At 41.3% G+C, this 24,221-nt stretch carries 26 protein-coding genes and 1 pseudogene; 16 read left to right on the forward strand and 11 right to left on the reverse strand.

Features of this window, described 5'->3' with window-relative positions; genetic code table 11:
• The first annotated feature begins 225 nt into the window (after positions 1-225).
• The 4 genes from PR809_RS08295 to PR809_RS08310 all read left to right on the forward strand — a co-directional run bounded on the left by PR809_RS08295 (position 226) and on the right by PR809_RS08310 (position 3,173).
• A complete protein-coding gene (locus tag PR809_RS08295) occupies positions 226-846 on the forward strand; it encodes a LuxR C-terminal-related transcriptional regulator (protein ID WP_206275955.1) in 621 nt (206 codons plus the stop codon).
• A 146-nt stretch (positions 847-992) separates the two neighbouring features.
• Complete coding sequence (locus PR809_RS08300) at positions 993-1,364, forward strand: ArsC family reductase (RefSeq protein ID WP_168222845.1); 372 nt, start codon at positions 993-995, stop codon at positions 1,362-1,364.
• Positions 1,365-1,377: 13 nt separating this feature from the next.
• The gene (gene dapE / locus PR809_RS08305; protein WP_206276002.1) at positions 1,378-2,508 is read left to right on the forward strand and encodes a succinyl-diaminopimelate desuccinylase; all 1,131 of its coding nucleotides are present in this window, start codon (positions 1,378-1,380) and stop codon (positions 2,506-2,508) included.
• Positions 2,505-3,173, forward strand: a complete 669-nt coding sequence (locus PR809_RS08310) for a M15 family metallopeptidase (RefSeq protein ID WP_102139841.1) — start codon at positions 2,505-2,507, stop codon at positions 3,171-3,173. Before dapE ends, PR809_RS08310 begins: the two co-directional genes overlap by 4 nt.
• 54 nt (positions 3,174-3,227) lie before the next feature.
• On the opposite strand, the gene PR809_RS08315 is transcribed toward PR809_RS08310, so the two are convergent.
• On the reverse strand, positions 3,228-3,620 hold the full coding sequence (locus PR809_RS08315) for a DUF454 family protein (protein ID WP_102139840.1): 393 nt from the start codon (positions 3,618-3,620) through the stop codon (positions 3,228-3,230).
• A 342-nt stretch (positions 3,621-3,962) separates the two neighbouring features.
• Between PR809_RS08315 and PR809_RS08320 the strand changes: the two genes are divergently transcribed.
• The gene (locus PR809_RS08320) at positions 3,963-4,154 is read left to right on the forward strand and encodes a YpfN family protein (RefSeq protein ID WP_125891127.1); all 192 of its coding nucleotides are present in this window, start codon (positions 3,963-3,965) and stop codon (positions 4,152-4,154) included.
• Here the strand turns inward: PR809_RS08320 and PR809_RS08325 are convergent.
• Both PR809_RS08325 and PR809_RS08330 read right to left on the reverse strand, forming a co-directional pair.
• Complete coding sequence (locus PR809_RS08325; RefSeq protein WP_206275954.1) at positions 4,135-6,156, reverse strand: tRNA(Met) cytidine acetyltransferase TmcA; 2,022 nt, start codon at positions 6,154-6,156, stop codon at positions 4,135-4,137. The two genes, PR809_RS08320 and PR809_RS08325, sit on opposite strands and share 20 nt — an antisense overlap.
• 7 nt (positions 6,157-6,163) lie before the next feature.
• Complete coding sequence (locus PR809_RS08330; protein ID WP_102139838.1) at positions 6,164-6,616, reverse strand: DUF441 domain-containing protein; 453 nt, start codon at positions 6,614-6,616, stop codon at positions 6,164-6,166.
• A 577-nt stretch (positions 6,617-7,193) separates the two neighbouring features.
• Here PR809_RS08330 and PR809_RS08335 point away from each other — a divergent pair.
• The 5 genes and pseudogenes from PR809_RS08335 to PR809_RS08355 form a co-directional block, all read left to right on the forward strand.
• Positions 7,194-7,619, forward strand: coding sequence for a PPC domain-containing DNA-binding protein (locus tag PR809_RS08335; protein ID WP_206276763.1), 426 nt, complete (start codon positions 7,194-7,196; stop codon positions 7,617-7,619).
• A 36-nt stretch (positions 7,620-7,655) separates the two neighbouring features.
• Positions 7,656-8,237 (forward strand): ECF transporter S component, encoded by a 582-nt coding sequence (locus PR809_RS08340; protein ID WP_125891130.1) that lies wholly within the window; start codon positions 7,656-7,658, stop codon positions 8,235-8,237.
• Positions 8,238-8,942, forward strand: a complete 705-nt coding sequence (locus tag PR809_RS08345; RefSeq protein WP_168222846.1) for an energy-coupling factor transporter transmembrane component T — start codon at positions 8,238-8,240, stop codon at positions 8,940-8,942. It abuts the gene before it with no gap.
• The gene (locus PR809_RS08350; protein WP_206276764.1) at positions 8,933-9,796 is read left to right on the forward strand and encodes an energy-coupling factor ABC transporter ATP-binding protein; all 864 of its coding nucleotides are present in this window, start codon (positions 8,933-8,935) and stop codon (positions 9,794-9,796) included. The genes PR809_RS08345 and PR809_RS08350 overlap by 10 nt, the downstream gene beginning before the upstream one ends.
• Positions 9,783-10,418 (forward strand): annotated as a pseudogene (locus PR809_RS08355) (energy-coupling factor ABC transporter ATP-binding protein); the annotation flags it as partial. The gene PR809_RS08350 and the pseudogene PR809_RS08355, both read left to right, overlap by 14 nt.
• A gap of 238 nt (positions 10,419-10,656) precedes the next feature.
• Here the strand turns inward: PR809_RS08355 and purC are convergent.
• The 4 genes from purC to dapA all read right to left on the reverse strand — a co-directional run bounded on the left by purC (position 10,657) and on the right by dapA (position 14,616).
• A complete protein-coding gene (gene purC / locus PR809_RS08360; RefSeq protein WP_102139833.1) occupies positions 10,657-11,370 on the reverse strand; it encodes a phosphoribosylaminoimidazolesuccinocarboxamide synthase in 714 nt (237 codons plus the stop codon).
• Between the two features lie 421 nt (positions 11,371-11,791).
• The gene (locus tag PR809_RS08365; protein ID WP_241098748.1) at positions 11,792-12,439 is read right to left on the reverse strand and encodes a hypothetical protein; all 648 of its coding nucleotides are present in this window, start codon (positions 12,437-12,439) and stop codon (positions 11,792-11,794) included.
• 196 nt (positions 12,440-12,635) lie between these two features.
• Positions 12,636-13,691, reverse strand: coding sequence for an outer membrane protein assembly factor BamC (gene bamC, locus PR809_RS08370; protein WP_102139832.1), 1,056 nt, complete (start codon positions 13,689-13,691; stop codon positions 12,636-12,638).
• A gap of 16 nt (positions 13,692-13,707) precedes the next feature.
• Positions 13,708-14,616 carry a 4-hydroxy-tetrahydrodipicolinate synthase gene (gene dapA, locus PR809_RS08375; protein ID WP_102139831.1) on the reverse strand — a complete coding sequence of 303 codons (909 nt, stop codon included), beginning with the start codon at positions 14,614-14,616 and terminating at the stop codon, positions 13,708-13,710.
• Positions 14,617-14,903: 287 nt separating this feature from the next.
• Here dapA and PR809_RS08380 point away from each other — a divergent pair, with 287 nt between their 5' ends.
• Positions 14,904-15,461, forward strand: a complete 558-nt coding sequence (locus tag PR809_RS08380; RefSeq protein WP_102139830.1) for a glycine cleavage system transcriptional repressor — start codon at positions 14,904-14,906, stop codon at positions 15,459-15,461.
• Between the two features lie 14 nt (positions 15,462-15,475).
• A complete protein-coding gene (gene bcp / locus PR809_RS08385) occupies positions 15,476-15,946 on the forward strand; it encodes a thioredoxin-dependent thiol peroxidase (RefSeq protein ID WP_004253548.1) in 471 nt (156 codons plus the stop codon).
• 47 nt (positions 15,947-15,993) lie between these two features.
• Here the strand turns inward: bcp and PR809_RS08390 are convergent, their stop codons facing one another.
• Positions 15,994-17,058: an AI-2E family transporter gene (locus PR809_RS08390; RefSeq protein WP_102139829.1), complete on the reverse strand. Its 1,065-nt coding sequence runs from the start codon at positions 17,056-17,058 to the stop codon at positions 15,994-15,996.
• A gap of 194 nt (positions 17,059-17,252) precedes the next feature.
• Here PR809_RS08390 and PR809_RS08395 point away from each other — a divergent pair, with 194 nt between their 5' ends.
• Positions 17,253-18,716 carry a beta-barrel assembly-enhancing protease gene (locus PR809_RS08395; protein ID WP_166264791.1) on the forward strand — a complete coding sequence of 488 codons (1,464 nt, stop codon included), beginning with the start codon at positions 17,253-17,255 and terminating at the stop codon, positions 18,714-18,716.
• A 12-nt stretch (positions 18,717-18,728) separates the two neighbouring features.
• Positions 18,729-19,085: an arsenate reductase (glutaredoxin) gene (arsC, locus tag PR809_RS08400; protein ID WP_206276766.1), complete on the forward strand. Its 357-nt coding sequence runs from the start codon at positions 18,729-18,731 to the stop codon at positions 19,083-19,085.
• A gap of 43 nt (positions 19,086-19,128) precedes the next feature.
• Here arsC and hda read toward each other — a convergent pair whose 3' ends face one another.
• From hda to upp, 3 genes are all read right to left on the reverse strand, one after another.
• Positions 19,129-19,848: a DnaA inactivator Hda gene (hda, locus tag PR809_RS08405; protein WP_102139826.1), complete on the reverse strand. Its 720-nt coding sequence runs from the start codon at positions 19,846-19,848 to the stop codon at positions 19,129-19,131.
• Between the two features lie 109 nt (positions 19,849-19,957).
• Positions 19,958-21,253, reverse strand: coding sequence for a uracil permease (gene uraA, locus PR809_RS08410; protein ID WP_206276767.1), 1,296 nt, complete (start codon positions 21,251-21,253; stop codon positions 19,958-19,960).
• Between the two features lie 98 nt (positions 21,254-21,351).
• Positions 21,352-21,978, reverse strand: a complete 627-nt coding sequence (gene upp / locus PR809_RS08415; RefSeq protein WP_004253541.1) for a uracil phosphoribosyltransferase — start codon at positions 21,976-21,978, stop codon at positions 21,352-21,354.
• 352 nt (positions 21,979-22,330) lie between these two features.
• Between upp and purM the strand changes: the two genes are divergently transcribed.
• Both purM and purN read left to right on the forward strand, forming a co-directional pair.
• The gene (gene purM, locus PR809_RS08420) at positions 22,331-23,371 is read left to right on the forward strand and encodes a phosphoribosylformylglycinamidine cyclo-ligase (RefSeq protein WP_195697230.1); all 1,041 of its coding nucleotides are present in this window, start codon (positions 22,331-22,333) and stop codon (positions 23,369-23,371) included.
• Entirely contained in the window at positions 23,371-24,009 is a 639-nt protein-coding gene (gene purN, locus PR809_RS08425; protein WP_206276768.1) for a phosphoribosylglycinamide formyltransferase, read from the forward strand. The genes purM and purN overlap by 1 nt, the downstream gene beginning before the upstream one ends.
• Positions 24,010-24,221 lie beyond the last annotated feature (212 nt).

Here is a 24,221-nt window from a genome sequence, read left to right on the forward strand (position 1 = left end):
TTAGATATGAATTTTCTGATTTTAATGTATTATCGATAAACACCTTATTTTATTAGCATAGCTATTCAAATTAATTAAAGAAGTAACATTAATAATATACCAAACTAGTTTTATAATTATTAATATACTTATTAAATATAATAAACATATTGAAATCAGATTGTCTATTTTATGGGGAATACTTAACTAGACTTTGACGTTTGAGACATAAAAAAGGAACCCTCTATGTCTAAATATACAGTAATGATTATTGATGAGCACCCTATTATACGCTTGGGATTGCGTCAGCTCATAAATACAGATACACACTTTAGTGTCACAGCAGAGTGCTCTTGTTGTTACGAAGCCTTAAGTATCGCAAGGCACCTACAGCCTAATCTCATTATCATCGATACCAATATTCAAGGTATTAAAACATTTGAAACCATGCGATTACTTCGTAAACACTGCAATGACAGTTACTTACTAGTGTTATCTGCATCAACAATTAAAACAGATATATATGGTGCTATTGATGCAGGTGCACAAGGTTATTTATTGAAAAGCAGTGAACTTGACATGCTATTTTATAGCATGAAGAAGGCCTCTAGAGGGCAATTGGTTTTTAGTGAAAAAATATATCAACATCTTATTTCACGTCATAATTATAATGATCCGCTATCAGCACTGACGAAACGAGAATCTGAAATTTTACATGAACTGGCTGTCGGCTTGAAAAATCGTGAAATATCTAATTTGCTTTTTATTTCTGAGGAGACTGTTAAAGTTCACATTCGAAATATTCTTAAAAAGTTACGCGTTCGCTCTCGTCTAGAAGCTAGTTTAATTTATATGCGCTCAAGATAATTTTTTTTAATATATTAATTGTCGAGGCTAAGTCACATAGTTTTTAATTATAAGGTTATTATATATTTCTCAAGTTTGGGCTAGATCCCAAGTGATTTTTGCCTCATTATGTAAGGATTATCGCTAGTTTTTTTGAGGAAAATCATATGCCAAATACATCTAACTCTCCTTATATCATGTACGGAATTAAAAACTGTGACACCATTAAAAAAGCACGCCGTTACTTAGAAGATAATGGCGTTAACTATCAGTTTCATGATTATCGTGTTGATGGTATTAGCGATGAATTACTTTCTACCTTTATGGAACATATTGATTGGGAAGTGTTAGTCAATAAACGGGGAACAACGTGGCGTAAACTGACTGACGATGAAAAGAATGCAGTTGTTGACGCAGACAGTGCAAAAAAAGTACTACTTGCAGAGCCTGCCATGATCAAAAGGCCCGTACTTGTTTCTCCAGATAACCAATACTTAGTTGGGTTTAACGCTAATGACTACCAAAACTTCATTCGATAATCAGGTGGATATAATGGATTGCCCCGTTATTCAGCTTGCCAAAGAATTAATTACTCGCCCTTCTATCAGCCCCGATGACCAAGGCTGCCAAGCAATACTTACCGAGCGCTTAAACCAACTTGGTTTTACTGTTGAACCCATGCATTTTGGTGACACATTGAATTTTTGGGCACATCGAGGTACTCAGGGGCCAACCCTTGCATTCGCAGGTCATACCGATGTTGTACCGGCAGGCAATAGCGAAAATTGGCAGACTCCGCCGTTTAACCCAACAATTATAAATCAACATCTATATGGCCGTGGTGCTGCTGATATGAAAGGTTCAGTCGCAGCAATGGTTGTCGCAGCAGAGCGTTTTGTCAAAAAACACCCTCATCATCCGGGACGCTTGGCCTTTTTAATCACATCTGATGAAGAAGCTGCTGCGCTGGATGGCACGGTTAAAGTTGTTGAAACATTAATAGCACGTAATGAGCGCGTTGATTACTGTTTAGTCGGTGAGCCGTCAAGCCAATCACAATTAGGCGACATCATAAAGAATGGACGTAGAGGCTCTATTACAGCGAACTTAACTATTTTGGGTACACAGGGACACGTTGCCTATCCCCATTTAGCGGACAACCCGGTGCACCGCTCAACCGCTTTTTTGCAAGAGCTCACCTCAACTATCTGGGATAACGGCAATGAGTTCTTCCCTGCCACTACCATGCAAATTGCCAATATCCATGCAGGTACTGGGGCAAGTAATGTGATCCCCGGAGAGTTATTTATTCAATTTAATTTTCGTTTCAGCACAGAATTGACCGACACACAAATACGTGACAGGGTCACTAGTATGTTAGATCGCCATGGCCTTACATACAAAATTGAATGGTCATTATCTGGGCAGCCATTTTTGACTGAAAAACAAGAACTTGTCACTGCAACTCTGCAAGCAATTCATGAACTGACAGGTCTTAACGCAGAGTTATCGACAAGTGGTGGAACATCGGATGGTCGTTTTATCGCCCAAATGGGAACTCAAGTGATTGAGCTCGGCCCATTGAATGCCACCATACATAAAGTTGATGAATGCGTGAGTGTCAAAGACTTGCAACAATTGGCCTTAATTTATGAGCGAGTCATGGAGCTATTGTTATTATGATCACCATCGCAATGCTAACAGGCCGTTCCACGGACCATCTAGTGACACTTGGCGGCTCTCATCGGCTACAGTTTAATGCCACCAAAGCATTTTTAGCCATGCAACAAGCAGCGGTAAAAGCAGGCTTCAAGTTACAATCAGCAAGTGCATTTCGTGATTTTTCACGTCAACAGTTAATTTGGAATGAAAAATTCACCGGCCTTCGCCCTGTTCTTGATGCACAGAGCCAACCTCTAGATATTACAGCCCTTTCTGAAGGTGAGCTTTGTGAGGCGATTTTGCATTGGTCTGCATTACCCGGTGCAAGCCGTCATCATTGGGGAACCGAAATAGACGTGTATGACCCATTACGTATCCCAGCTGGGCAAACATTGCAGTTAGAACCTTGGGAGTATGAAACTGGCGGCTACCTTGCTGAACTAAATCACTGGCTCACGGATAATATGGCGACATTTGATTTTTATCGCCCTTTTACTGCCAAAAATGCAGGGGTTGCCTATGAACCTTGGCATATTAGCTACTGGCCGTTATCCCATGAAGCTGAACAGCTATTGACGCCAGAAGTGATTAAGCAAGTTCTAGAACAAGAGGATATTTGCGGGAAAAACTGGTTAAACAGTAACTTAGATTATGTATTCGAACGCTATATTAGAGCTCCTGAATAACCCCTAAGTTAGCAAAGCAACTTCTATCACGCCTCATAAATTACATTACATAATTTATGAGGCTTTTTTATTTTTCGTGGAAATTTGTTCATCAACAACTGGAAGTCGATACATAAAAATAAGCAGCCAACACAACAGTGCCAATAAGCCAATTTTCAACCATACATAACTAACAACCCAGATTGATAATGAAAAAGTGAGTATTATCAATATAATTGCTTTGGGTTTTGCCCCTTTAGGTAGCCCTCTGTGCTTTTGCCAATGACGGATATACCCCCCAAACCAAGAGCGATATAATAACCAATGATGAAAGCGTGGAGATGAACGAGAAAAGCACCATGCCGCCAGCAATAAGAAAGGCGTAGTCGGCAAAACAGGAAGAACGACGCCAGCAAAAGCCAGCGCAACAGCTAACCATCCAATAACAATGAGGAACAATTTTTTCAAAATTACTCCTCCTCTCTAATAAATAAATTAAATGGTAAAAACCGCATAAATTTTGTGGTAACTCATAATAATATCAATGGTATACTCTAATGGTAAACAAGCTTAATGAAAAGTCGCTTTTGCCTGTTGGAATGATTATTACTAGCAGTGACTAGGGTAACTGAGCGATATCAACGCACAAACAGCTCAAAGAATGGCTCTCTCAACCCATTCTAAATTATTTGAGTTGTATGAAGGCGATGAGTGAAGGCATCCCTAGGAGCATACAAAAGTATGTGACTAGGGTAACTGAGCGATATCAACGCACAGACAGCTCAAAGAATGACGAATGGAAGGTAATGTATGCAATGGTTAGCAGACTACTGGTGGATAATCATACTATTGTTAGTGGGGCTTATCTGGAATTCAGTCAAAGAAATGATGAAATTGGACCCCAAAAAGTTTTTAGATGACAAGCCAGAAATTCCCCCACATCAAGATAATAACCACCTTTGGGATGATGAAGACGATTGGCCTAAAGACAAGAAGAAATAACCTTTTGCTTTATCTCCGCTAACAGCGTGGGTTGGTATTGTTTTACCTGTATACCAACCTCTTCTCTTACTCGTTGTAGCCATTGCTTTTGCCCTGTTATACCAACATCTGCGCAAATCTGTGCGATGGGTTCACATGACACCAAATGCCGTCTGAGAAGCGAAAGCCCGTTTTTTTCTTCCTTCAATAAACGCAGAATCGCACTTTCACTCGCAGAAATGGGCCGTTTAAACTCACTAAACCCGATGAGTTCAACCCAATCATCTGTCGTTAATTGCTGTTGTGAGTCTGTTGTGAAAGCAAACTCTTGTAAATCACTGCGCCAATATAGGTCACGTTTTAGCCGTAACTCCCCCTGTTCACAGAGTTGGTATGCACGGTTTGATATCGGTAGAATAGCCATTGCGGTAAAACAGCCACTGCTTGCTTCTTTATGAGTGCCAATGCGTATCAGCCTAAAACCGGCTTTTTGCCAAAAAGCCGTTAAATCAGGTGTTAGCCCAAAACTAACAGATAAAAAATCCAACCCTTGCTCTGTAGCAACTGTTTTTTGTTTTTCTAACAGCGTTAAACCAATTTGGCGCCTACGGTGGTGCGCATCAACCGCAATACGCATTACACGGCGAGATTGCCACTGTGCCGCATTAGGAAAAGCACTGTGAGCAGCCAATGACTGGACAACCAAATTCCCTCTAGGTCGACGAAGACCAGCCCATATTTGCCAACTCAATGATTCGGTTAATTGTCCTTCATCCACCATCCATAATGCACCTAAATAAGCACAATCATGAGACTCGGTTTTTGCCACCATAAAATGTTGTTGCTGAGCATCCAATAGTCGTCGTAAATCTAATGGTGACGTTCGATAGTGTGCGCTCATCAATAGGCCATAAAATGCGCTTAGTTTTTCATTATTTTCTACTAATGACGCCTGAGTTAACGCTTTATATTCAACAGTTTCAGTAATAACCGTTTGATAGGTGGGCTCTTGCAGTAATAGAGCGCTATTAACCCATGATTCTAAGGCGTCATTAGCCGCATAGCGCATAGGGCTATCAAGTTGCAATAACCTGAAATGCGTTAGGCTTGCGCAAAATTTCAACATGAAACCACGCCCTGTTCCCTCATAGCCATCGACGGTTGTGGTCAATAAAACACGGGGAAAATACTCAACCAGCTCTCGTAAAATATAATTAGGAATAGCGGAAGCTTCATCGATGATCAGCCAATCTGCTGTTATTTTTTCATTGCTGCGGCAGTAGGCTAATAAGTTATCAGGTGACCAAAAGTTAATCGGTTGGCCTGCATGTCGGCTTAATACTTCCGTCGCCACTTTGGCGGGTGCACAGCACCAACACTCTCCCCCAAATTGTTGTATTAACATGCCTGCTATTGCCGATTTTCCGCGCCCTCTTGGCGCTATTAAGCCCCAAATTCCATGTTCTGCGCTTAATAATTGGCTAATTATTTGTTGCTGTTGTTTTGTTGGCTGGCCTGTAGGTGCTTGCCATAACGGTTTGTTTTTTAGCAATGGAAAATCAGGTTTATCCCCTTGTTTATAAAATAAAATATCAGAGGATGCTTCAAAAGTCCGTTGCAGATGGTGAACAAAATTCGGTGTCGAAATAACCCCAGATTGTTCATTCCAACGAAGGCTGTCGATATCATTATTTGTCGCCCACTCAGATTGCGGTGCGGTGCATAATATTAACAAGCTCCCTGCTTTTAACGTGCCAGCAAGCATGGCTAGCGCTTCGCTATGAAAGCCTTCACGCACATCAAAGATGCCATGCAAAAATTCACGGCCCAATAATAGATGGGCATTTTCAGGGGAAACACCGTGAGGCAAGTTTGATGAAATCGTTAACCAGTCGCCATCAATAGTTGTTAGAATTTCGTTGAGTTGCTGTTCCACCCACACATTGTCGCCAGAAAGAACCATAAGACGACGCATGCCAACCAGATGCAGCTGCTCGATAATAACAGGAAGTAATTTCAACATCGTAATGCTATGATTTACCAATTAATAATGACAATATCCCTGCCGCGATTAAAGGCCCCACAGGCACACCACGGAATAAGGCTACACCAATCACGGTTCCAACAAGTAAGCCTGCAACAGTAGACGGTTGATGGGTCATTAATGTGACGCCTCGGCTACCCAGCCAAGAAACGGCGATCCCAATAACAATTGCCAGAATCGATTTCCAATTCAAAAATGAGCCCAATACCTCACTAGCGGTTATTTTGCCGCTCGCAATTGGTGTCATAACGCCGATAGTTAAGATAAGTATGCCAATGGTTAAACCATATTTTTCAATCCATGGAAAATAATTATTCAATGGTGTTATTCTGACTACCAATAAAAATAGCATCGCAAGGGTGACTGTCATATTATGACTGATAATACCTAACCCAGCTAATACCAAGAGAATGATTAGTGTTGGATCAACATGACTCATAGATTTGTCCCTGTAAAACGCACAATTATAATTTATTTGCAGTCAATCGACTGACTTAAAAACATGTTATTGGCTCATCATCAAAGAAGCAAATATTAACGCCAACTCTTTTTATTTTTATAACGATATTTTTAATTAATAATAAGCCACTATCTCTGCACAGTTAATTAACCAAAATGTGACATTTGAGCTATTTTTTATTCGCTATTTAATGCTTCTAGAAAAATAGTCACTCAGAATATCTGACGGCGCCTCCCTTAATTGAACAAAAATTAACATGGTAATACGGATAATCCTGACCATCGATAAAACTTAAGCTAAATATTCGGAATATTCATCACTGTTTATTTTTTTACTTCTCGCTTTTTTTTATATTTATCATTATAAAAACCAACTTATGGTGCCTTTTGCTGAAGATAGACCGAAATACCTTTACCGCCAGACAATCCATCTCAATTGCGTATAATAATCACGACCAATTAATACTGAAAAATCATAACTTCACATTATTTATAATTTTAGTGATTTCAATGGTTGTGCGACGCTCAGCGCAAGCACAATTATTAGGATTAATAATATGAATCAACTTTTATCACCCTATTCAAACGCTCGTTTTATTGCCATCCGCTTAGTCCCTGGCGAAGATGTGATCTTAACATTAAGACAAAAAATTGAGCAGCATGGCCTAAAAGCTGCATTTATTGTCAGTAGTGTCGGCAGCTTAACTGACGTTGCACTGCGTTTTGCAGGCCAAGAGAATACCTTTCAAACAACCGGAAAGTTTGAAATTGTTTCATTCATTGGCACGTTAGATGCCCAAGGTGAACACCTGCATTTGTCTGTCTCTGATGAATACGGAAAAGTTCTTGGTGGTCATATGATGCCGGGTTGTACTGTTAGAACCACATTAGAGCTGGTTATTGGGGAACTTGAGAAAGTTAATTTTACTCGTGAACCTTGCCCGTTGTCTGGTTATGAAGAGCTGATTATCACGTCTCGTTAATTTTATTATTTTATTACTGTAAGGAATGACTTTGTCATGGGTAAAACGTCGATTATCTCTAGTCGCACTCTGACTTTAATTGTGTTTTCTATTGCCATTAATATGGTCATTGGCCAATTAAGTTCGATGCTAAAATTGCCTATATTTTTAGATTCTATCGGAACGCTAATTTGTGCATTATTAGCTGGCCCTTGGGTTGCATTATTGAGTGGCTTATTAACGAATTTATTATGGGGTTTACTCAGTGGCCCAATTGCAGCGGCTTTTGCCCCTGTAGCAATGATGATTGGCCTGAGTGCTGGGTTATTAGCCCGTGCAGGTGGTTTTCGCACCTTACCAAGAGTGATCTTATCCGGTGTTGTGATTACTTTTGCGTTAATGATCGTTGCTGTTCCCATTCGCACTTACTTATTTGCAGGAACAACTGGTAGTGGAGCTGACTTTTTTGTCGCGTATTTTCATGCAGTTGGCGATAACTTATTAGAATCAGTAGCAATTACGGTATTAGGCGCCAATATTGCAGATAAAGTTGCATCAGCCATTATTGCTTGGTTACTGGTTCGACAGTTACCAGAACGCGTTCAACGTAATTACCCAAATATGGCTAAGGTCCGTTAGATGCATCCATTTACCTCGCTGACAATTTGGTTTTGGCTCAGTATAACTTCGCTTTTTTTACCATTGGGTTGGCCATTAATTCTGCTAGGTTGCAGCACTTTCGCTGCTTTAATATTTTGGCGGCCAGCCCGCCACCGTTGGAAGATTGTTGCATGGATTATGCTTCCCATGGCTGCAGGGCTTTGGTTAATTCATGGTGGATGGCTAGCTCAGCTATTAACTGGAGCCACTTTAAAAAATAGCCGCCCTGAATTTGCGTTGGCATTGTGGTTTAAGTTATTAACGATTATTAGTGCTTCTCAACTTTGGCTGCAATATGTACCGACTGAACGCTTTATTCGGGCTTTATTTGCTAGCCGTTTACCTGCGAGTTTCGCTTACCTACTCGCTGGCCCATTGTTACTTGCCGAACAACTTCGTCAACAATTAGGCACCATCCGTGAAGCACAAATAGCCAGAGGCGTTCCTCTTGATGGTCGCTTTTGGCAACGTATTACATCGTTACCTGCCCTATTGTTTCCACTTGCCAGTAATACCTTGAGTGAACTGAGTATTCGTGGCGCTGCATTAGATATGCGTGGCTTTCGCTATTGTACTAAACGCACGACATTGAACCCACCGGTGGATAGCACCCACCAAGCCTTGCTCAGGTATGGGTTAGTTTTGTTAATTGTTATTGAAGGCGGTCTTTCTCTGTGGTGGTGAATTTACAACAAATGCGCTTCATTCCACAAGGCGCGGAACAGTCCCTATTAGGGCCAATTGACCTTCCGCTTAAAGCAGGCCAATGGCTATGTGTATTAGGTGGTAACGGCAGTGGAAAAAGCACGTTAGCACAAATAATTGCAGGTTGGCACAATGAGCTTATCCAGGGAAAAATTGAAGGAACCGCAGAGGTATTGCAAGCGCCTTTAGCTGATAACGTGGTGGTTCAGGTGTCTATTTCACGCCAACTTGTTCAGCAATCCCCCCAATTACAACTCTCAGGCTGCGCGTTTACCGTTGAACAGGAAATTGCATTCGGCCCCGAGAACCTCGGTTTAACACCCGAAGAAATTAGTGAGCGAGTTGAACTAGCCATTGAACTCACATTTTGTGAGGCACTGCGAACGCGTCATCCTGCCACCTTATCCGGCGGTGAAGCACAGCGCGTTGTGTTAGCCAGTGCATTAGCGATGCAGCCTAAACTCCTTTTACTCGATGAAGCGTTTAGTCGACTAACCCCAAGTGCAACACAACGCATTTTAGCCCAATTACAACGCTATACAGAACAAACGGGCTGCAGCATTATTTTTTTTGAACGTAACTTACTACCGGCCATCCGTTTCTGTGACTCATTCCTTTTGCTAAGTACAGGCCAAGCCTTTCAAGAAGCTGGGAAAATGGTCGCAACAGGCAGTTTAAATGATGTTTTTCTTGATACTATTGAAACAATCAATATGCCAGATGCATGGCGGGCGGTAGGTGAGCTGGTCAAATTAGGGCATTGGCAAGGAAATATTCCCCACGATGAAGCGCGATTGCTACAGATGTTTAAGGAGCAATATGTTACAGCTTAACAATCTGAGTTATCGTTGGCCAAATTCAACCATTGATAATATACAATCTTTATCTCTGTCTATTCACCCTGGTGAATGGGTTGCTTTGGTTGGGGATAATGGTGCAGGAAAATCAACATTGTTGCGCCTTTTAGCGGGGTTATTACACCCCACACAAGGCGACATTCGGCTTGATAGCCAGCCGCTTAACCTTCTCTCTTCACCACAAAGAGCCAACCATATCGGCATTTTATTCCAAGAAGCTGAGAAACAAATTTTTCATAGTCGTGTGCGTGATGAAATTGCGTTTGGCTTAAAACGCCAGAAATATCATAAACGTGATATTCAAGACCGAGTACATCAGGCACTTGAAATTTGCCACCTATCCGACGTGGCGGGTAAACACCCTTTAGATTTGCACGCAGGCCAACGTAGGATGGTTGCTGTTGCTTGTTTAGAGGCTGTTTCCCCTAAGCTATTGCTACTTGACGAACCAAGCCGTGACTTTGATGCCTTTTGGATGCGAAAATTTGAAGATTGGCTAACATTACAACGAAAAAAAGGGGTAACTGTCGTTTCGATTAGCCACGACCTTGATTTTGTTGCCCGCCATTTTCAGCGTGTATTGCATCTATCAAAGGGTAATCTAATTGCTGATGGTCAACCACTGGAAGTATTAGGTCATCCTGAGTTACAAGTTGAAAGCCCACTTCCTGCACCGACATTGATGTCACTTAGTCAGCAACTAAAAATGAGTACCACGGATACCGCTCTCGCTTCATGGATCACTCATTTGATCCGCCAATAGCCGTCTTGAGTTTATAGCTAAAAAAATAGCCTGCAATGCAGGCTAAAATTTCATTCAAATTATAGGAAATCGATTAATCTAATTGTACGCCAATACGACGAGCGACTTCTTCGTAAGCCTCAATTAAGCCGCCAAGGCTCTGACGAAAACGGTCTTTATCCATTTTATTTAGCGTTTCTTTGTCCCATAAACGGCTACCGTCTGGGGAAAATTCATCGCCTAATACCACTTGGCCTTTATACAAGCCAAACTCCAGTTTAAAATCGACTAAGATTAACCCTGCATCAGCAAAAATTTTACTGAGCACTTCATTGGCTTTGTAGCTTAGCTCACGCATTTTTGCCAAGTTTTCTTTACTCACCCAGCCAAATGTCTCACAGTACGATTCATTCACCATCGGGTCGTGCTTGGCATCGTCCTTTAAGAATAAATCAAATAAAGGCGGGTTTAACTCCATGCCTTCTTCAACACCTAAGCGTTTTACCAGTGAACCTGCTGCACGGTTGCGGATCACACACTCAACAGGCACCATATCTAACTTTTTCACCAGAGCTTCTGTGTCAGACAATAATGCTTCCATTTGTGTTGGAATACCGGCGGCTTCTAATTTGCTCATAATGAAATGGTTAAATTTGTTATTTACCATACCTTTACGGTCAAACTGCTCGATACGTTCACCATCGAGTGCTGATGTATCATTACGGAACTCCAGAACCAGTAGATCAGGATCCTCTGTGGTATAGACTGTTTTTGCCTTACCACGATACAACTCAGCTTTCTTTTGCATCTTACACACTCCAGAGATGTGATTAAACTAAACAAAATCAACCTGCACAGCAGATTCAGATAAGTAACAGAAGAACAAAAACCCACCAAATGGCCTATTCATTGTTAATTTTCTGCTCTGTTTCAGTTAGTTACTGAAATTCACCATGCGAAACGCTAACTAGCTGATATTCAATATTTTATAATTCACTGCTAATCATGATAATAAAATTCCCGGGCAGACGCAAACGATTACTTAACCATAAACACTGATTTTTTGTCCATTTGTTTTAGGTGAAAATATGAAAAATAAAATTAGCGTTGCAGAGAGGAAAAAATTAAAACTAACGAAAGGCCAATTAATAATTAGCTAAGCATATAAATTACGATAGAAATAACATGAACCAAATACAGAGAATAAATCATTAGAGAGGTTATTCTATTTAGATTAAGGGCGTTTTACTGATGGCCACCAACCTATGTGTATGAATATCAATATCTTTCCCCCAATACAACTCCATCCAATTTAAGTAAAAATCATCCATATCTTTAATCGGGATCAATAGGCGGTTTTCTTCTTCACCATTTGAGGCATAAACATAATATTTTTTATCAAATGCCCAATTGATCATGGTTTCCCAAAAACGTTGACCTGCATCTGTTTGCTCTTCATCGGTTACCATAATGCAATATGTATTAAGAAGGTAAGCAAAAAACTGACGAGGTAAATCTTTGATAATTTTAATATATTGATGAGCAGTGCTTCGCCAAACTTTAATTTGTGTGCACGTTATCTTCCCGATCACAATGTCTTTGCGAAATTTTAGTTCAACGAGATAAAGAGTTTCCGGCTTTTCCCCATTAGCAATCAAGCGATATTGTTGTTTCCTGAGTGATTTTACGAGTCGGTAACCTTCCGGTATATCAAACCCCTGCAAACTAAAGTCTATTACCCCTTTAGTTAGAAAACACTGTGTATTTTCTATATTACTGGCTGTTATTCTCAATTTTTGGTTAAACTCAGCCCCTGATATTTTCCTTGGCATACAATCACGACTATTTTTGATGGGTTTCATCGCGTGATTATCCATCCCTCTTCTCCTTGATGTTAGCGATTTTCGTTGAAGTATATCCGAAAATAGTGGGATGACAAATCCATCAAACTTAATTTAGCCCTATCAATAATTGATGTTTATAACGCCACTACGCGATTAAAATTACTCATAAATAAAAAAACCGCAGCTTGTATTTAAGCTACGGTTTAATTAACAATCTCAAAATGTTGAATTATGACTTTTTAGCGGGTGCTTTACTAAACGCTGCTTTCAGCGCGGCAACCATTTCATCATTTTGTTTTTGTGTTAAAGGCACACCTTTAGTGGTGATAAATTGCAGTGTACTACGGTTATTTAAGTCACCGACCTGCACTTTATAGTCTGCTTCTGGCACAGTTGGGTCATCAATGCCCAAAGCCTGCCATTCTGAGCTGCTTAAACCTTTGTAAGTCACCATTACAGAACCACTTGAACGTGTACGGTCACCCACTTTCATACCAACACTTTCTAAGGTGTGAGGTAAACGCTCCCATACTGCGTCAAATGGTGCACGAACGACAATTAAAGGTAAGCCAGTATCATCACTACCCGTTTGAACATCTATAATGCCATACGCGTTTTGAATGCTACCTTTGTTTGAGGTATCACGTAACGTATATAAGTTATCGGTTAATTCATTCAATAACAGCTTGTTATATCGTTGAGTTTCGACAACATCGGTAATTGTCTCTCCACCTTGACGTAAACCTAAGCTTGTTACCGTCAATGCCATCATACCGTTTTCGGGTTGTACCGTGACTTTATGGCGGCTTTCAATTGGAACGTTTTCATCTGCACGGTCCCATTTCACCCAATCGGTTTCAATTGAGCGAGAACCATCATCTTTAGAGGACACTGGAATATTTCTTTGCTCTAAGATCATTGTAACTTGTGACCAAAGCGCACTATTTTCAGGTGTATTTTCTAGCAACAAACGGCTTGCTTGAGCGCTATCCTCTGTACGAGAACCCGCTAATTGCGAAATTGTCAGTACTGGTGGACGAATGTCTAACGCTTTTCCTATTGCCCCTGTTGATGTGGCTTTAGGGATATCATACTCACCATTTTGTTCTGGTAATGTCAGCCCTTGTGGCACATTCAACACTTTCAATGGCGCAGCATTGAGATATTCCTCATCACCACTGACCTGACGTTTATAGCGCTGATCGCTGGAGCAGGCTGCCAGTAACACGACAAGTGACAGGCCAGCAACCTTCATAACCTTCGATTTTTGCAATAATGTTGCCATTAAAATTTCCTAAATTTTACAGTAACCCAGCGAGCTTCAAGGCTTCCTCAACTTTTTGCTGGCCTGAGGTGGTTAACGGTGTCATTGGCAACCGTAATGTACCATCTGCAATCAGACCTAAGCGATGACAGCCCCACTTCGCTGGAATTGGATTTGGTTCAACAAATAACTGAAGATGAAGCCCCATCAGTTTTTTATTTAATTCACGCGCCTCAGTATATTTGCCTGCAAGCGCTAAGTCACACATTTTTACCATCTGCGGTGCAGCAACGTTGGATGTGACTGAAATAACGCCTTGACCACCCAGTTGCATGAAATCAAGTGCTGTTGCGTCATCACCTGTTAACAGTACAAAATTATCATCAACCAGTTCTTTGATTTGATGAACCCTAGCTAAGTTCCCTGTTGCTTCTTTAATTGCAACAATATTCGCCAGTTTTGCTAAACGCCCCACGGTTTCAGGCAACATATCACAGCCCGTCCGTGATGGTACATTATAAAGAATTTGTGGCAAGCTGGTGTTTTCTGATATTGCTTTAAAATGCTGATATAACCCTTCCTGAGAAGGCCTATTATAATAAGGTGTTACTGTCAGGCAAGCAACTACACCGCTGTTTTCAAAATCATTTGTCAGAGAAATAGCTTCCGCTGTCGCATTTGCACCCGCACCTGCAATAATAGGAATACGGCCATCTGCTAACTCGAGTGTCGCTTTTACGACATCGACATGCTCTTTATGCGTTAAGGTTGCTGACTCGCCAGTTGTACCAACAGAAACAATAGCAGTTGTTCCACTTTCAACATGGTAATCCACCAATTTTTTTAGGCTGGCTTTATCTAAACGCCCTGCCGAATCCATTGGTGTGATAACTGCAACAATGCTTCCCGTTAAAAAATCTTTATAATTTGCGTTTCCATTAGCCATAGCGATACCCCCTCAATAATTGAACCCCCATGTTACTTTTTCATTTCAAAGAAGAAAACCACCCAACAGCAAGAATTTAATGAATTTTGTTAATGCCGAGGACATTAACTTAAATAGAAGTAATAATTCACTGATATTTCTCGCAAGAGTCTATTTCCCCTCTTGGCAGATTCCCTTTTTTATGGTTTCCTTACCTTCATAGTCAGTCAGTTTTTAATGCCCGAATTTTACGGCGATATTCTAATCAAATATTTAACTGACATAATTACAATACTAAGGAATAGACTTTGCCTAAGACTGAACAGCAATTTCTTGTCATTACTGCGCTGGGAACAGATCGTCCGGGCATTGTGAATACCATTACACGCCTCGTCAGCGAGTGTGACTGTAATATTGAAGATAGTCGCTTAGCGATGTTTGGCAAGGAATTCACCTTTATTATGATGTTATCCGGCAGCTGGAATGCGATCACCCTTTTAGAGGCAACATTACCACCTAAAGGCGCTGAGCTTGATTTGCTCATCGTAATGAAAAGAACCCAGAGTGTCCAAACAACCTATTACCCATCAACCGTAACCGTGAATATTGTTGTCGACGATGCACCTCGTATTGTCGAGCAATTCACAAATTTATTCACAACTTCGCAGTGTAATATCGCAGAGCTTGTTTCTAAAACACAACCAGCCAATAATGATATGCCCGCTCAACTGGAGATTCAGATTACTGCACACGACCCGTTGGACGATAATGGCATAATTATAAAAAATAAATTTCAACAACTGTGTACAATGCTAAATGCCAAAGGCAACATAAGTATTGTTAACAACCCCAATATGCAAAGTTAACGGAGATATATGTAATGAACCCATTGAAAGCCGGTGATAAGGCGCCTCAATTTAGCCTTCCTGACCAAGATGGTGAGCTCATCAATCTTTCTGATTATCAGGGTCAACGCGTATTAGTTTACTTTTATCCTAAAGCGATGACGCCTGGCTGTACTGTTCAAGCGTGTGGTCTACGTGATGAAATGGATACACTTAAAGCGAAAGGTGTCGAGGTATTAGGTATTAGCACAGACAAGCCAGAAAAACTGTCTCGTTTCGCTGAAAAAGAGATGTTGAACTTCACTTTATTATCAGATGAAGACCACCAAGTATGTGAGCAATTTGGAGTTTGGGGTGAAAAACAATTCATGGGGAAAACCTATGATGGAATTCATCGTATTAGCTTCCTCGTTGACCCTACTGGGAAAATAGAGCACGTCTTTGACAATTTTAAAACCAGTAACCACCACGAAATCGTGCTTGATTACATTAATACACACGCTTAATCGTCACTGCATAGTGCTGTATGCCCCCATACAGCACTATTCCTAACCTAGTTTGTTGGTTCCGTTGTTTCTTCCGGCCATACATGAATAACCGCTTTAATCAGTGTTGCTAACGGTATTGCAAAAAACACCCCCCAGAAGCCCCATAACCCACCGAAAATCACAACAGATAAAATAATCACAAGTGGATGTAAATTCACCGCTTCAGAGAACAATAAAGGCACAACAACGTTGCTATCCAAACCTTGGATCACTAAATATGCCAACATTAAGTACCAAAACTCGCTGCCAACACCATACTGAAAGAGCGCAACAATAACCACTGGGATCGTAGCCGCTACCGCACCAATATAAGGGATTAATACCGCCACCCCGACTAGAACCGATAACAATACAGAATAGCGCAGGTCAAAATATGCAAAGCATAAATAGGTTGCCACCCCAACAATCACCATTTCTGTGACTTTTCCGCGTAAGTAGTTGGTGATCTGTTCATTCATTTCAACCCAAACTTTCCCCACTAACAAACGGTTTTTGGGTAACAACTTGAGAAAACTTTTGCTAATGCGTTCTTTATCTTTCAAAAGGAAGAATGTCATCAATGGCACGAGAACTAAGTAAACCGCTAAAGTAAAAATACCAATTAACGAAGCAACTGACGCTTTAACTACTGAGTCTGCAATACCTGACATACGGCTACGGAGGTTATCTGCCATCATATCGATGATGCCAACATCAACCAATGCGGGATATTGTTCTGGCAGTTTCTGTGCAAATTCATTGAACCGGTTTACCATATTTGGTAGATCGGCCATCAAATTAATCCCTTGCTGCCATGCCGTTGGCGCAATAATTAAAATAACCATGGCACTTATTCCGGCAAATAAGGTCAAAATGATACCAACAGCAACTGAACGGGATAGCCCTATGCGCTGTAATAAATTTGTTGGCCATTCAAGCAAATAAGCTAAAGCAATTGCCGCCAGCAACGGAGCCAGTATACTGCTGAAAAAGAAGATGATCACAAACCCTGATACGAGTAATGTAAAGAGGGCTATGGCTTGTGGGTCAGCAAAACGCCGACGATACCACTGTAAAAACAATTCCAGCATTTATTGCTCCTGGGGAATAACACAAAGGACAGTTCCTAAAGTAACGAAAATTATACCGAAGAACAGATTTTACGATAGCTTTTGCTATCATGTGTTTTAAACTTTTCGCGTTTTTAGGTGCCTTACTTAAATATACCCGAAATAAAGTCGGTACTTACCCTAAATTAAAATGTTGTATGGGATACTCACGTTTCATGAAGAAAACTTTAAAATATCCATTATTGGCTTTCATGATCGCTGCGCTAATGAACGGTGCAGTTTTACCTGCTTATAGCGCAATTGAAGATACCTTACCCGATATAGGAACGACGGCGGGAGGCACTCTTAGTATCAACCAAGAAATTATTATGGGAGATGCAATCACACGCCAAATTCGCGCCAGCACCCCTCTTATTTATGACCCATTGTTAACCCAATATGTTAACAAACTTGGCATGCGGTTAGTGAAAAATGCAGACTCAGTTAAAACACCGTTTAAGTTCTACTTAGTCAACAACCCCAATATTAACGCATACGCCTATTTTGGGGGGAATGTCGTGCTGCACTCTGCATTATTTCGGTACAGCCAAAATGAAAGCCAGTTAGCCTCCGTCATGGCGCACGAAATATCTCACGTCACGCAAAGGCATCTCGCGCGAATGATGGAAGATCAGAAAAGCACCACGCCTCTCGCGATTGCTGGGACTATTGGTTCTTTACTGTTAGTCATGGCAAACCCTCAAGCTGGTTTTGCAGCATTAACCAGCACGATGGCTGGGGTGCAGCAAGGCATGATAAGCTTTACCCAAGCCAATGAGCAAGAAGCAGACCGCATTGGCCTACAAACATTACGACGCTCAGGTTTTGACCCACATGCCATGGCTGATTTCATGCAAACCATGTCAGACCAAACCCGCTATATGTCTAAGCCCCCTGAAATCCTGCTAACGCACCCCTTACCGGATAGCCGTTTAGCGGATGCCAGAAACCGCTCGAACCAATACCCTAAAGTGAGTGTGCCTTCATCACTGGATTTTATGTTAGCTCGGGTTCGTATTTTGGCCATGTATAGCACAGATCAACACCATGCTTTAGACCAAATCATTGAGAATTATGGTAAAGGTTCTGCACAAGAACAGATTGCGGCTCAGTATGGTAAAGCATTACTCCTTTCCCAAGACAAAAAGTACGCAGAAGCTGGGAAAATCCTGACAGAACTATTAGCGAAACAACCCGATAACCCTTGGTTTATCGATAGTATGACGGATGTCGATATTGAACAACATCAAGTATCTAGAGCGGTCTCTCGTTTACAAAATGCATTGAAAAAAGCACCGAAAAACACCGTATTTATAGTCAACTTAGCCAATGCGTTGATTAACAATCATCAGTATAAAGAAGCAACAACCTTGTTGAATAAATATACGTTTGATTACCCTGATGACCCAATTGGCTGGGATTTACTGGCCGAGGCATCCGCAAAACAAGGTAAACGTACTGAAGAACTTGCTGCTTACGCAGAAGGAATGGCATTACGAGGGAATTATGACATTGCGATTAATTATCTCAGCGATGCTAGCCGCCAAAGCCGTTTAGGCAGTTACGAACAACAGCGCTATGACGCTCGCATTGATGCGCTTCGAAAACTACAATTACGCGATCAAAATGCAAAACCGTAAGGAATTAAAATAATGACGGATCCAATTAAGATTTACCACAACCCACGTTGCTCTAAAAGCCGTGAAACCTTAACCCTTTTAACAGATAAAGGCATCACGCCAACCGTGGTTGAATATTTAAATACTCCTCCAAGCGCGGCTGAAATCAAAAAACTGCTTAAAATGCTAGGGTTCAAAGACGCACGCCAATTAATGCGTACCAAAGAAGAGTTATATAAAGAGTTAAAATTAGCCGATGACTCTTTAACTCAAGATCAACTCATCAAAGCGATGCATGAAAACCCTAAGTTGATTGAGCGCCCTATCGTTGTTAATGGGGATAAAGCACGTTTAGGCCGTCCACCTGAGCAGGTGTGTGAAATTTTATAATCTCTGTTTTGGCAGCTATATAGCTGCCAACTCATTTAATCGGTTAGAGTTTTAAAATATCTTTTACGAAAGGGATCGTTAATTTGCGCTGAGCAACGATGGATGCATGGTCAAGTTTGTTTAAAATATCAAACAAAGTTCCCATTTTCCTATCTAGGCGTTTTAACACGAAACGGCACACATCTTCTGGTAACTCGAAACCACGAATACGAGCGCGTAATTGAAGAGCCCAAATCTTATCTTCATCACTGAGTGGATGCAGTTTATAAATTTGCCCCCAATCAAGGCGAGAGGCTAAATCGGGTAATTTCAGTTCAATTTGCCGCGGAGGCCTATCCCCAGTAATTAACAAACAAGTGCGGCCGATTTCTAAAATACGATTATATAGATTGAAAATCGCCATTTCCCACTCTTCATCACCCGCAATACACTGAATGTTATCAATACAAACGAGTGATAAATGCTCCATACCGTCTAGCACTTCAGGAACAAAATACGCACGCTTATCTAGAGGGACATAACCGACTGCAATACCTTGTTCAGACAGTTCTGCGCAAGCCGCATGTAATAAATGGCTTTTCCCACCACCTTCTCGCGACCAATAATAGATATAACTACCATGCGGTTGATTAATAGCAGACTGAATAGCAGACAGCAACGCCCCATTTTCCCCTGCATAAAAGCTTGCAAAGGTTTCATCATCTGGCAGATATAGTGGTAATGAAAGCTGTGATGGTGTGTTCAGAAGCGCCTCTGGCTGTATAAATCAATTTTCATCTCGCAGTTTACCATAAAAAATACGGATAGATGAATAACAACGGTCACCAAATGCCGCTCGAACAATCGAACGGCAATATGGAAGTTACTGTGGCTTATTTTTTATTGCTATCAAGCTCTTGCACTTCAGATGTCACAAACTGCTTTTCAGGCCTAACAAACGTAATAAAGCGGAACAATAATGCCATAAAGATCCCGACTATCGTTGCCAGTGCCATACCTTTAAGTTCAGCTTGCCCAATATGGATAACCGCGCCACTGACACCAATAATTAAAATCACTGAGGTTAAAATCAAATTCTGTGGCTTGTTATAATCTACTTTTGAATCAATTAGCACGCGAATACCTGATGCACCAATCACCCCGTATAATAAGAGTGAAACCCCGCCCATTACAGGAACCGGCACTAACTGAATAGCCGCTGCTAACTTACCGACACAAGATAATAAAATGGCGATAATTGCAGCACCACCAATCACCCAAGTACTGTATACCTTGGTAATGGCCATTACCCCAATGTTTTCACCATAAGTCGTATTCGGTGTTGAGCCAAAGAAACCTGAAATCACTGTAGAGAACCCATTGGCAAACATTGAGCGATGTAAACCTGGCGATTTCATTAAGTCACGTTCAACAATATTCGCAGTGACAACTAAGTGCCCTACGTGCTCAGCAATTACCACTAGAGCCGCAGGTAAAATAGTTAAAATGGCAAACCATTCGAAGCGTGGTGTATAAAATGTCGGGATAGCAAACCATGGCGCTTCAATAACAGGCGTGAAGTCCACAACACCCATAAAATAGGACAAAGCATAACCCGATAAAAAACCAATCAAAATCGGGATTATGGCTAGAAACCCACGGAAAACGACAGCGCAGAGGATAGTGACTGATAACGTCGTCAGGGAGATAATTAACGTATTTGAATCAACCACTGCGCCATCTTTAGGCAACAGCCCTGCCATGCCTGCAGCCGTTTGAGCTAACTCTAAACCGATCACGGCCACGATTGCCCCCATTGCCGCTGGAGGGAACATCACGTTAATCCACCCTCTTCCTGCAACTTTAACAATCAATGCAACGATACAGAACAACACACCGCAAATAATAAAACCGCCAAGTGCCAGTTCATAACCTAATGGTAGCAAAATCAGTACAGGGGAAATGAATGCAAAACTTGAACCTAAATAAGCTGGGATCTGCCCTTTACAAATAAATAGATACAGCAGCGTTCCTATCCCATTAAACAGCAAAATTGTCGCGGGGTTTACACCAAACAGAATGGGTACGATAACGGTTGCGCCAAACATAGCAAACAGATGTTGAAGGCTCAGTGGAATAGTTTGTAATAATGGTGGTCTTTCTTCAACACTGATGGTGCGACGAGTCATGTGACTTTATCCTCTTTTAGCGAAATGGCTAATCACTGAATAAGCAGTGAGTCTCTACAATTAATCAAAAAAAAGCCGACTTCTCAGTCGGCTTATCATTATTTAGTACCAAATATCTTGTCGCCGGCGTCACCGAGACCCGGAACGATATACCCCTCTTCATTTAAATACTCATCAATTGAAGCAGTGTATAATTCAACATCTGGATGCGCAGCTTCCAAAGCTTTTAAACCTTCTGGCGCGGCAACAAGGACTAAGATTTTAATTGAGGTACAACCCGCATTTTTTAATAAATCAATGGTGGCAATCATTGAGCCACCCGTTGCTAACATTGGGTCAACGACTAATGCCATACGTTCTTCAATGTTAGATGCGAGTTTTTGGAAATAAGGGACAGGCTGCAGTGTTTCTTCATCACGATAAACACCTACCACACTGATACGTGCACTTGGAATACTATCTAATACACCATTCATCATACCAATACCAGCACGGAGAATTGGTACTACAGTGATTTTCTTACCTTTAATTTGTTCTATTTCTACAGGACCACACCAACCATCGATAGTCACTTTTTCAGTTTCAAGGTCAGCAGTTGCTTCATAAGTCAGTAGGCTACCAACCTCTGAGGCCAGTTCACGAAAGCGTTTAGTGCTTATATCATGATCTCGCATCAGGCCGAGTTTATGTTTAACGAGAGGGTGTTTTACCTCAACGATCTTCATGGGTTTCTCCTACTATTTAAGACGGCGGCGGACAAAAAAATCGCCGGATTATACCTCTTTTAGCTTTAGTTGCCACTAGATAACGCTTGATTTTGGTCAAAACAACAACGATTAACACAATTTTTTTTAAAATTATACCTCATATCAGTTAAGTTGAAATTGGCCAAACCGCAAATTTGATTTAAATAAAACTATTTATTATTTCTCTGTACTGCTTTTTAGCTTTCATATCCTCTGATTATGAGTACCCAAAAATTTCCAACACAAAGCTATCGCAAACGTTTGCCTAGCCTGTTAGAATAATGTCAATGATGTTATTTTTCTCAAAAATGTAATTGCCTTGGGGGCCGTAGTGACTGATAAAACCTCTCTCAGCTATAAAGATGCCGGTGTTGATATTGATGCGGGTAACGCCTTGGTTGAACGTATTAAAGGTGTCGTAAAAGAAACCCGCCGCCCTGAAGTGATGGGCGGACTTGGGGGATTCGGTGCATTATGTTCCCTACCGCAAAAATACCGTGAGCCTGTTTTAGTTTCAGGCACTGACGGTGTCGGTACCAAATTACGCTTAGCAATGGATTTAAAACGTCATGACTCTATTGGGATTGACCTTGTCGCTATGTGTGTCAATGATTTGATCGTTCAAGGCGCAGAGCCTCTGTTTTTCCTTGATTATTACGCGACCGGTAAACTGGACGTTGATACCGCTGCGAGTGTGATCACTGGTATCGCTGAAGGCTGTAAACAATCGGGTTGCGCGTTAGTTGGTGGTGAAACCGCAGAAATGCCGGGGATGTACCATGGTGAAGACTACGATGTGGCTGGTTTCTGTGTTGGCGTAGTTGAACGCTCAGAAATCATCGATGGCAGCAAAGTGAGTGCTGGGGATGCTTTAATTGCCTTAGCGTCTAGCGGCCCTCATTCAAATGGCTATTCGTTAGTTCGCAAAATCCTTGAAGTCAGTCAAACTAACCCAGAAGAAACACAATTAGATGGGAAACCTTTAGCTGATCACTTATTAGAGCCAACACGCATTTACGTTAAAAATGTATTAGAACTGATCGCAAACAGTGATATCCATGCAATTGCCCACATTACTGGCGGTGGTTTCTGGGAAAATATTCCTCGCGTACTGCCTGACAACACACAAGCCATTATTGACGGTAGCAGCTGGCAATGGCCAGCTGTCTTTAACTGGCTACAGCAAGCTGGTGATGTTAGCACTCACGAAATGTACCGTACGTTCAACTGTGGTGTCGGTATTATTATTGCCCTGCCACAACAGGAAGTCGCAAATGCGCTTGCTCTGCTGAACAAACTTGGTGAAAACGCATGGCAAATCGGTACCATTGGTGCATTACCCGCAGGTGAAGAGCAGGTTGTGATCCGCTAATGAAAAAAATTGTTGTCCTCATTTCTGGCAGTGGCAGTAATTTACAATCATTGATTGATAGCTGCCACTCTGGGGCAATTGGCGCTCAAATTGTTGCTGTTATCAGCAATCAAGAAAATGCTTATGGTCTTGTTCGAGCACAACAGGCTGAGATCCCAGCCTGTTATTTAGATGCGAAACAGTATACTGACCGCCAAGCCTATGATGCTGCCTTACTCGCACAAGTTGAACAATTTCAGCCTGATTTAGTCGTGTTAGCCGGTTTTATGCGCATTTTATCAGCCCAATTCGTCAACCATTTTGCGGGTAAATTACTCAATATCCATCCCTCTTTATTGCCTAAATACCCCGGTTTACACACACATCGTAAAGCGTTGGAAAATGGGGATAAAGAGCATGGTACATCCGTTCATTTCGTTACTGAAGAGCTGGATGGCGGGCCGGTTATTTTACAGGCCAAAGTGCCTATCTTTGAGCAAGATAGCGAAGACGATATTATCGAGCGGATAAAAACCCAAGAACATGCGATTTATCCTTTAGTCGTTGAGTGGTTCATCAGTGGCCGATTAACGATGCAAAATGACAAAGCCGTGTTAGATAACAAAATTTTACCGCAGCAAGGTTATGCTAACGAGTAACTTTCGTAACCGCGAAAAATATAAACTTAAGGGTGGATATCCACCCTTTTTTCGTCTTATTTCACATGGAATAACATAGAACAGTATTGAGTTAAACCGCTTCCCCCTAAGTAAAATGAATTATTTTTCAACAAGGTGATAATCTCTCTGTGCTGCGTCATTATTTTATCGCAAATAAATGTTATCCTTATAATCGAAAAACAAAACATTTT

Origin of the sequence: Providencia sp. PROV201, assembly GCF_028479545.1 — a bacterium.
Classification (GTDB): domain Bacteria; phylum Pseudomonadota; class Gammaproteobacteria; order Enterobacterales; family Enterobacteriaceae; genus Providencia; species Providencia huaxiensis.

Coding starts and splice junctions, on each gene's coding strand:
- PR809_RS08295 (WP_206275955.1), top strand. CDS start 226: ATGTCTAAATATACAGTAATGATTATTGATGAGCACCCTATTATACGC.
- PR809_RS08300 (WP_168222845.1), top strand. CDS start 993: ATGCCAAATACATCTAACTCTCCTTATATCATGTACGGAATTAAAAAC.
- dapE (WP_206276002.1), top strand. CDS start 1,378: ATGGATTGCCCCGTTATTCAGCTTGCCAAAGAATTAATTACTCGCCCT.
- PR809_RS08310 (WP_102139841.1), top strand. CDS start 2,505: ATGATCACCATCGCAATGCTAACAGGCCGTTCCACGGACCATCTAGTG.
- PR809_RS08320 (WP_125891127.1), top strand. CDS start 3,963: ATGCAATGGTTAGCAGACTACTGGTGGATAATCATACTATTGTTAGTG.
- PR809_RS08325 (WP_206275954.1), bottom strand. CDS start 6,156: ATGTTGAAATTACTTCCTGTTATTATCGAGCAGCTGCATCTGGTTGGC.
- PR809_RS08330 (WP_102139838.1), bottom strand. CDS start 6,616: ATGAGTCATGTTGATCCAACACTAATCATTCTCTTGGTATTAGCTGGG.
- PR809_RS08335 (WP_206276763.1), top strand. CDS start 7,194: ATGAATCAACTTTTATCACCCTATTCAAACGCTCGTTTTATTGCCATC.
- PR809_RS08340 (WP_125891130.1), top strand. CDS start 7,656: ATGGGTAAAACGTCGATTATCTCTAGTCGCACTCTGACTTTAATTGTG.
- PR809_RS08345 (WP_168222846.1), top strand. CDS start 8,238: ATGCATCCATTTACCTCGCTGACAATTTGGTTTTGGCTCAGTATAACT.
- purC (WP_102139833.1), bottom strand. CDS start 11,370: ATGCAAAAGAAAGCTGAGTTGTATCGTGGTAAGGCAAAAACAGTCTAT.
- PR809_RS08365 (WP_241098748.1), bottom strand. CDS start 12,439: ATGGATAATCACGCGATGAAACCCATCAAAAATAGTCGTGATTGTATG.
- bamC (WP_102139832.1), bottom strand. CDS start 13,691: ATGGCAACATTATTGCAAAAATCGAAGGTTATGAAGGTTGCTGGCCTG.
- dapA (WP_102139831.1), bottom strand. CDS start 14,616: ATGGCTAATGGAAACGCAAATTATAAAGATTTTTTAACGGGAAGCATT.
- bcp (WP_004253548.1), top strand. CDS start 15,476: ATGAACCCATTGAAAGCCGGTGATAAGGCGCCTCAATTTAGCCTTCCT.
- PR809_RS08390 (WP_102139829.1), bottom strand. CDS start 17,058: ATGCTGGAATTGTTTTTACAGTGGTATCGTCGGCGTTTTGCTGACCCA.
- PR809_RS08395 (WP_166264791.1), top strand. CDS start 17,253: ATGAAGAAAACTTTAAAATATCCATTATTGGCTTTCATGATCGCTGCG.
- arsC (WP_206276766.1), top strand. CDS start 18,729: ATGACGGATCCAATTAAGATTTACCACAACCCACGTTGCTCTAAAAGC.
- uraA (WP_206276767.1), bottom strand. CDS start 21,253: ATGACTCGTCGCACCATCAGTGTTGAAGAAAGACCACCATTATTACAA.
- upp (WP_004253541.1), bottom strand. CDS start 21,978: ATGAAGATCGTTGAGGTAAAACACCCTCTCGTTAAACATAAACTCGGC.
- purN (WP_206276768.1), top strand. CDS start 23,371: ATGAAAAAAATTGTTGTCCTCATTTCTGGCAGTGGCAGTAATTTACAA.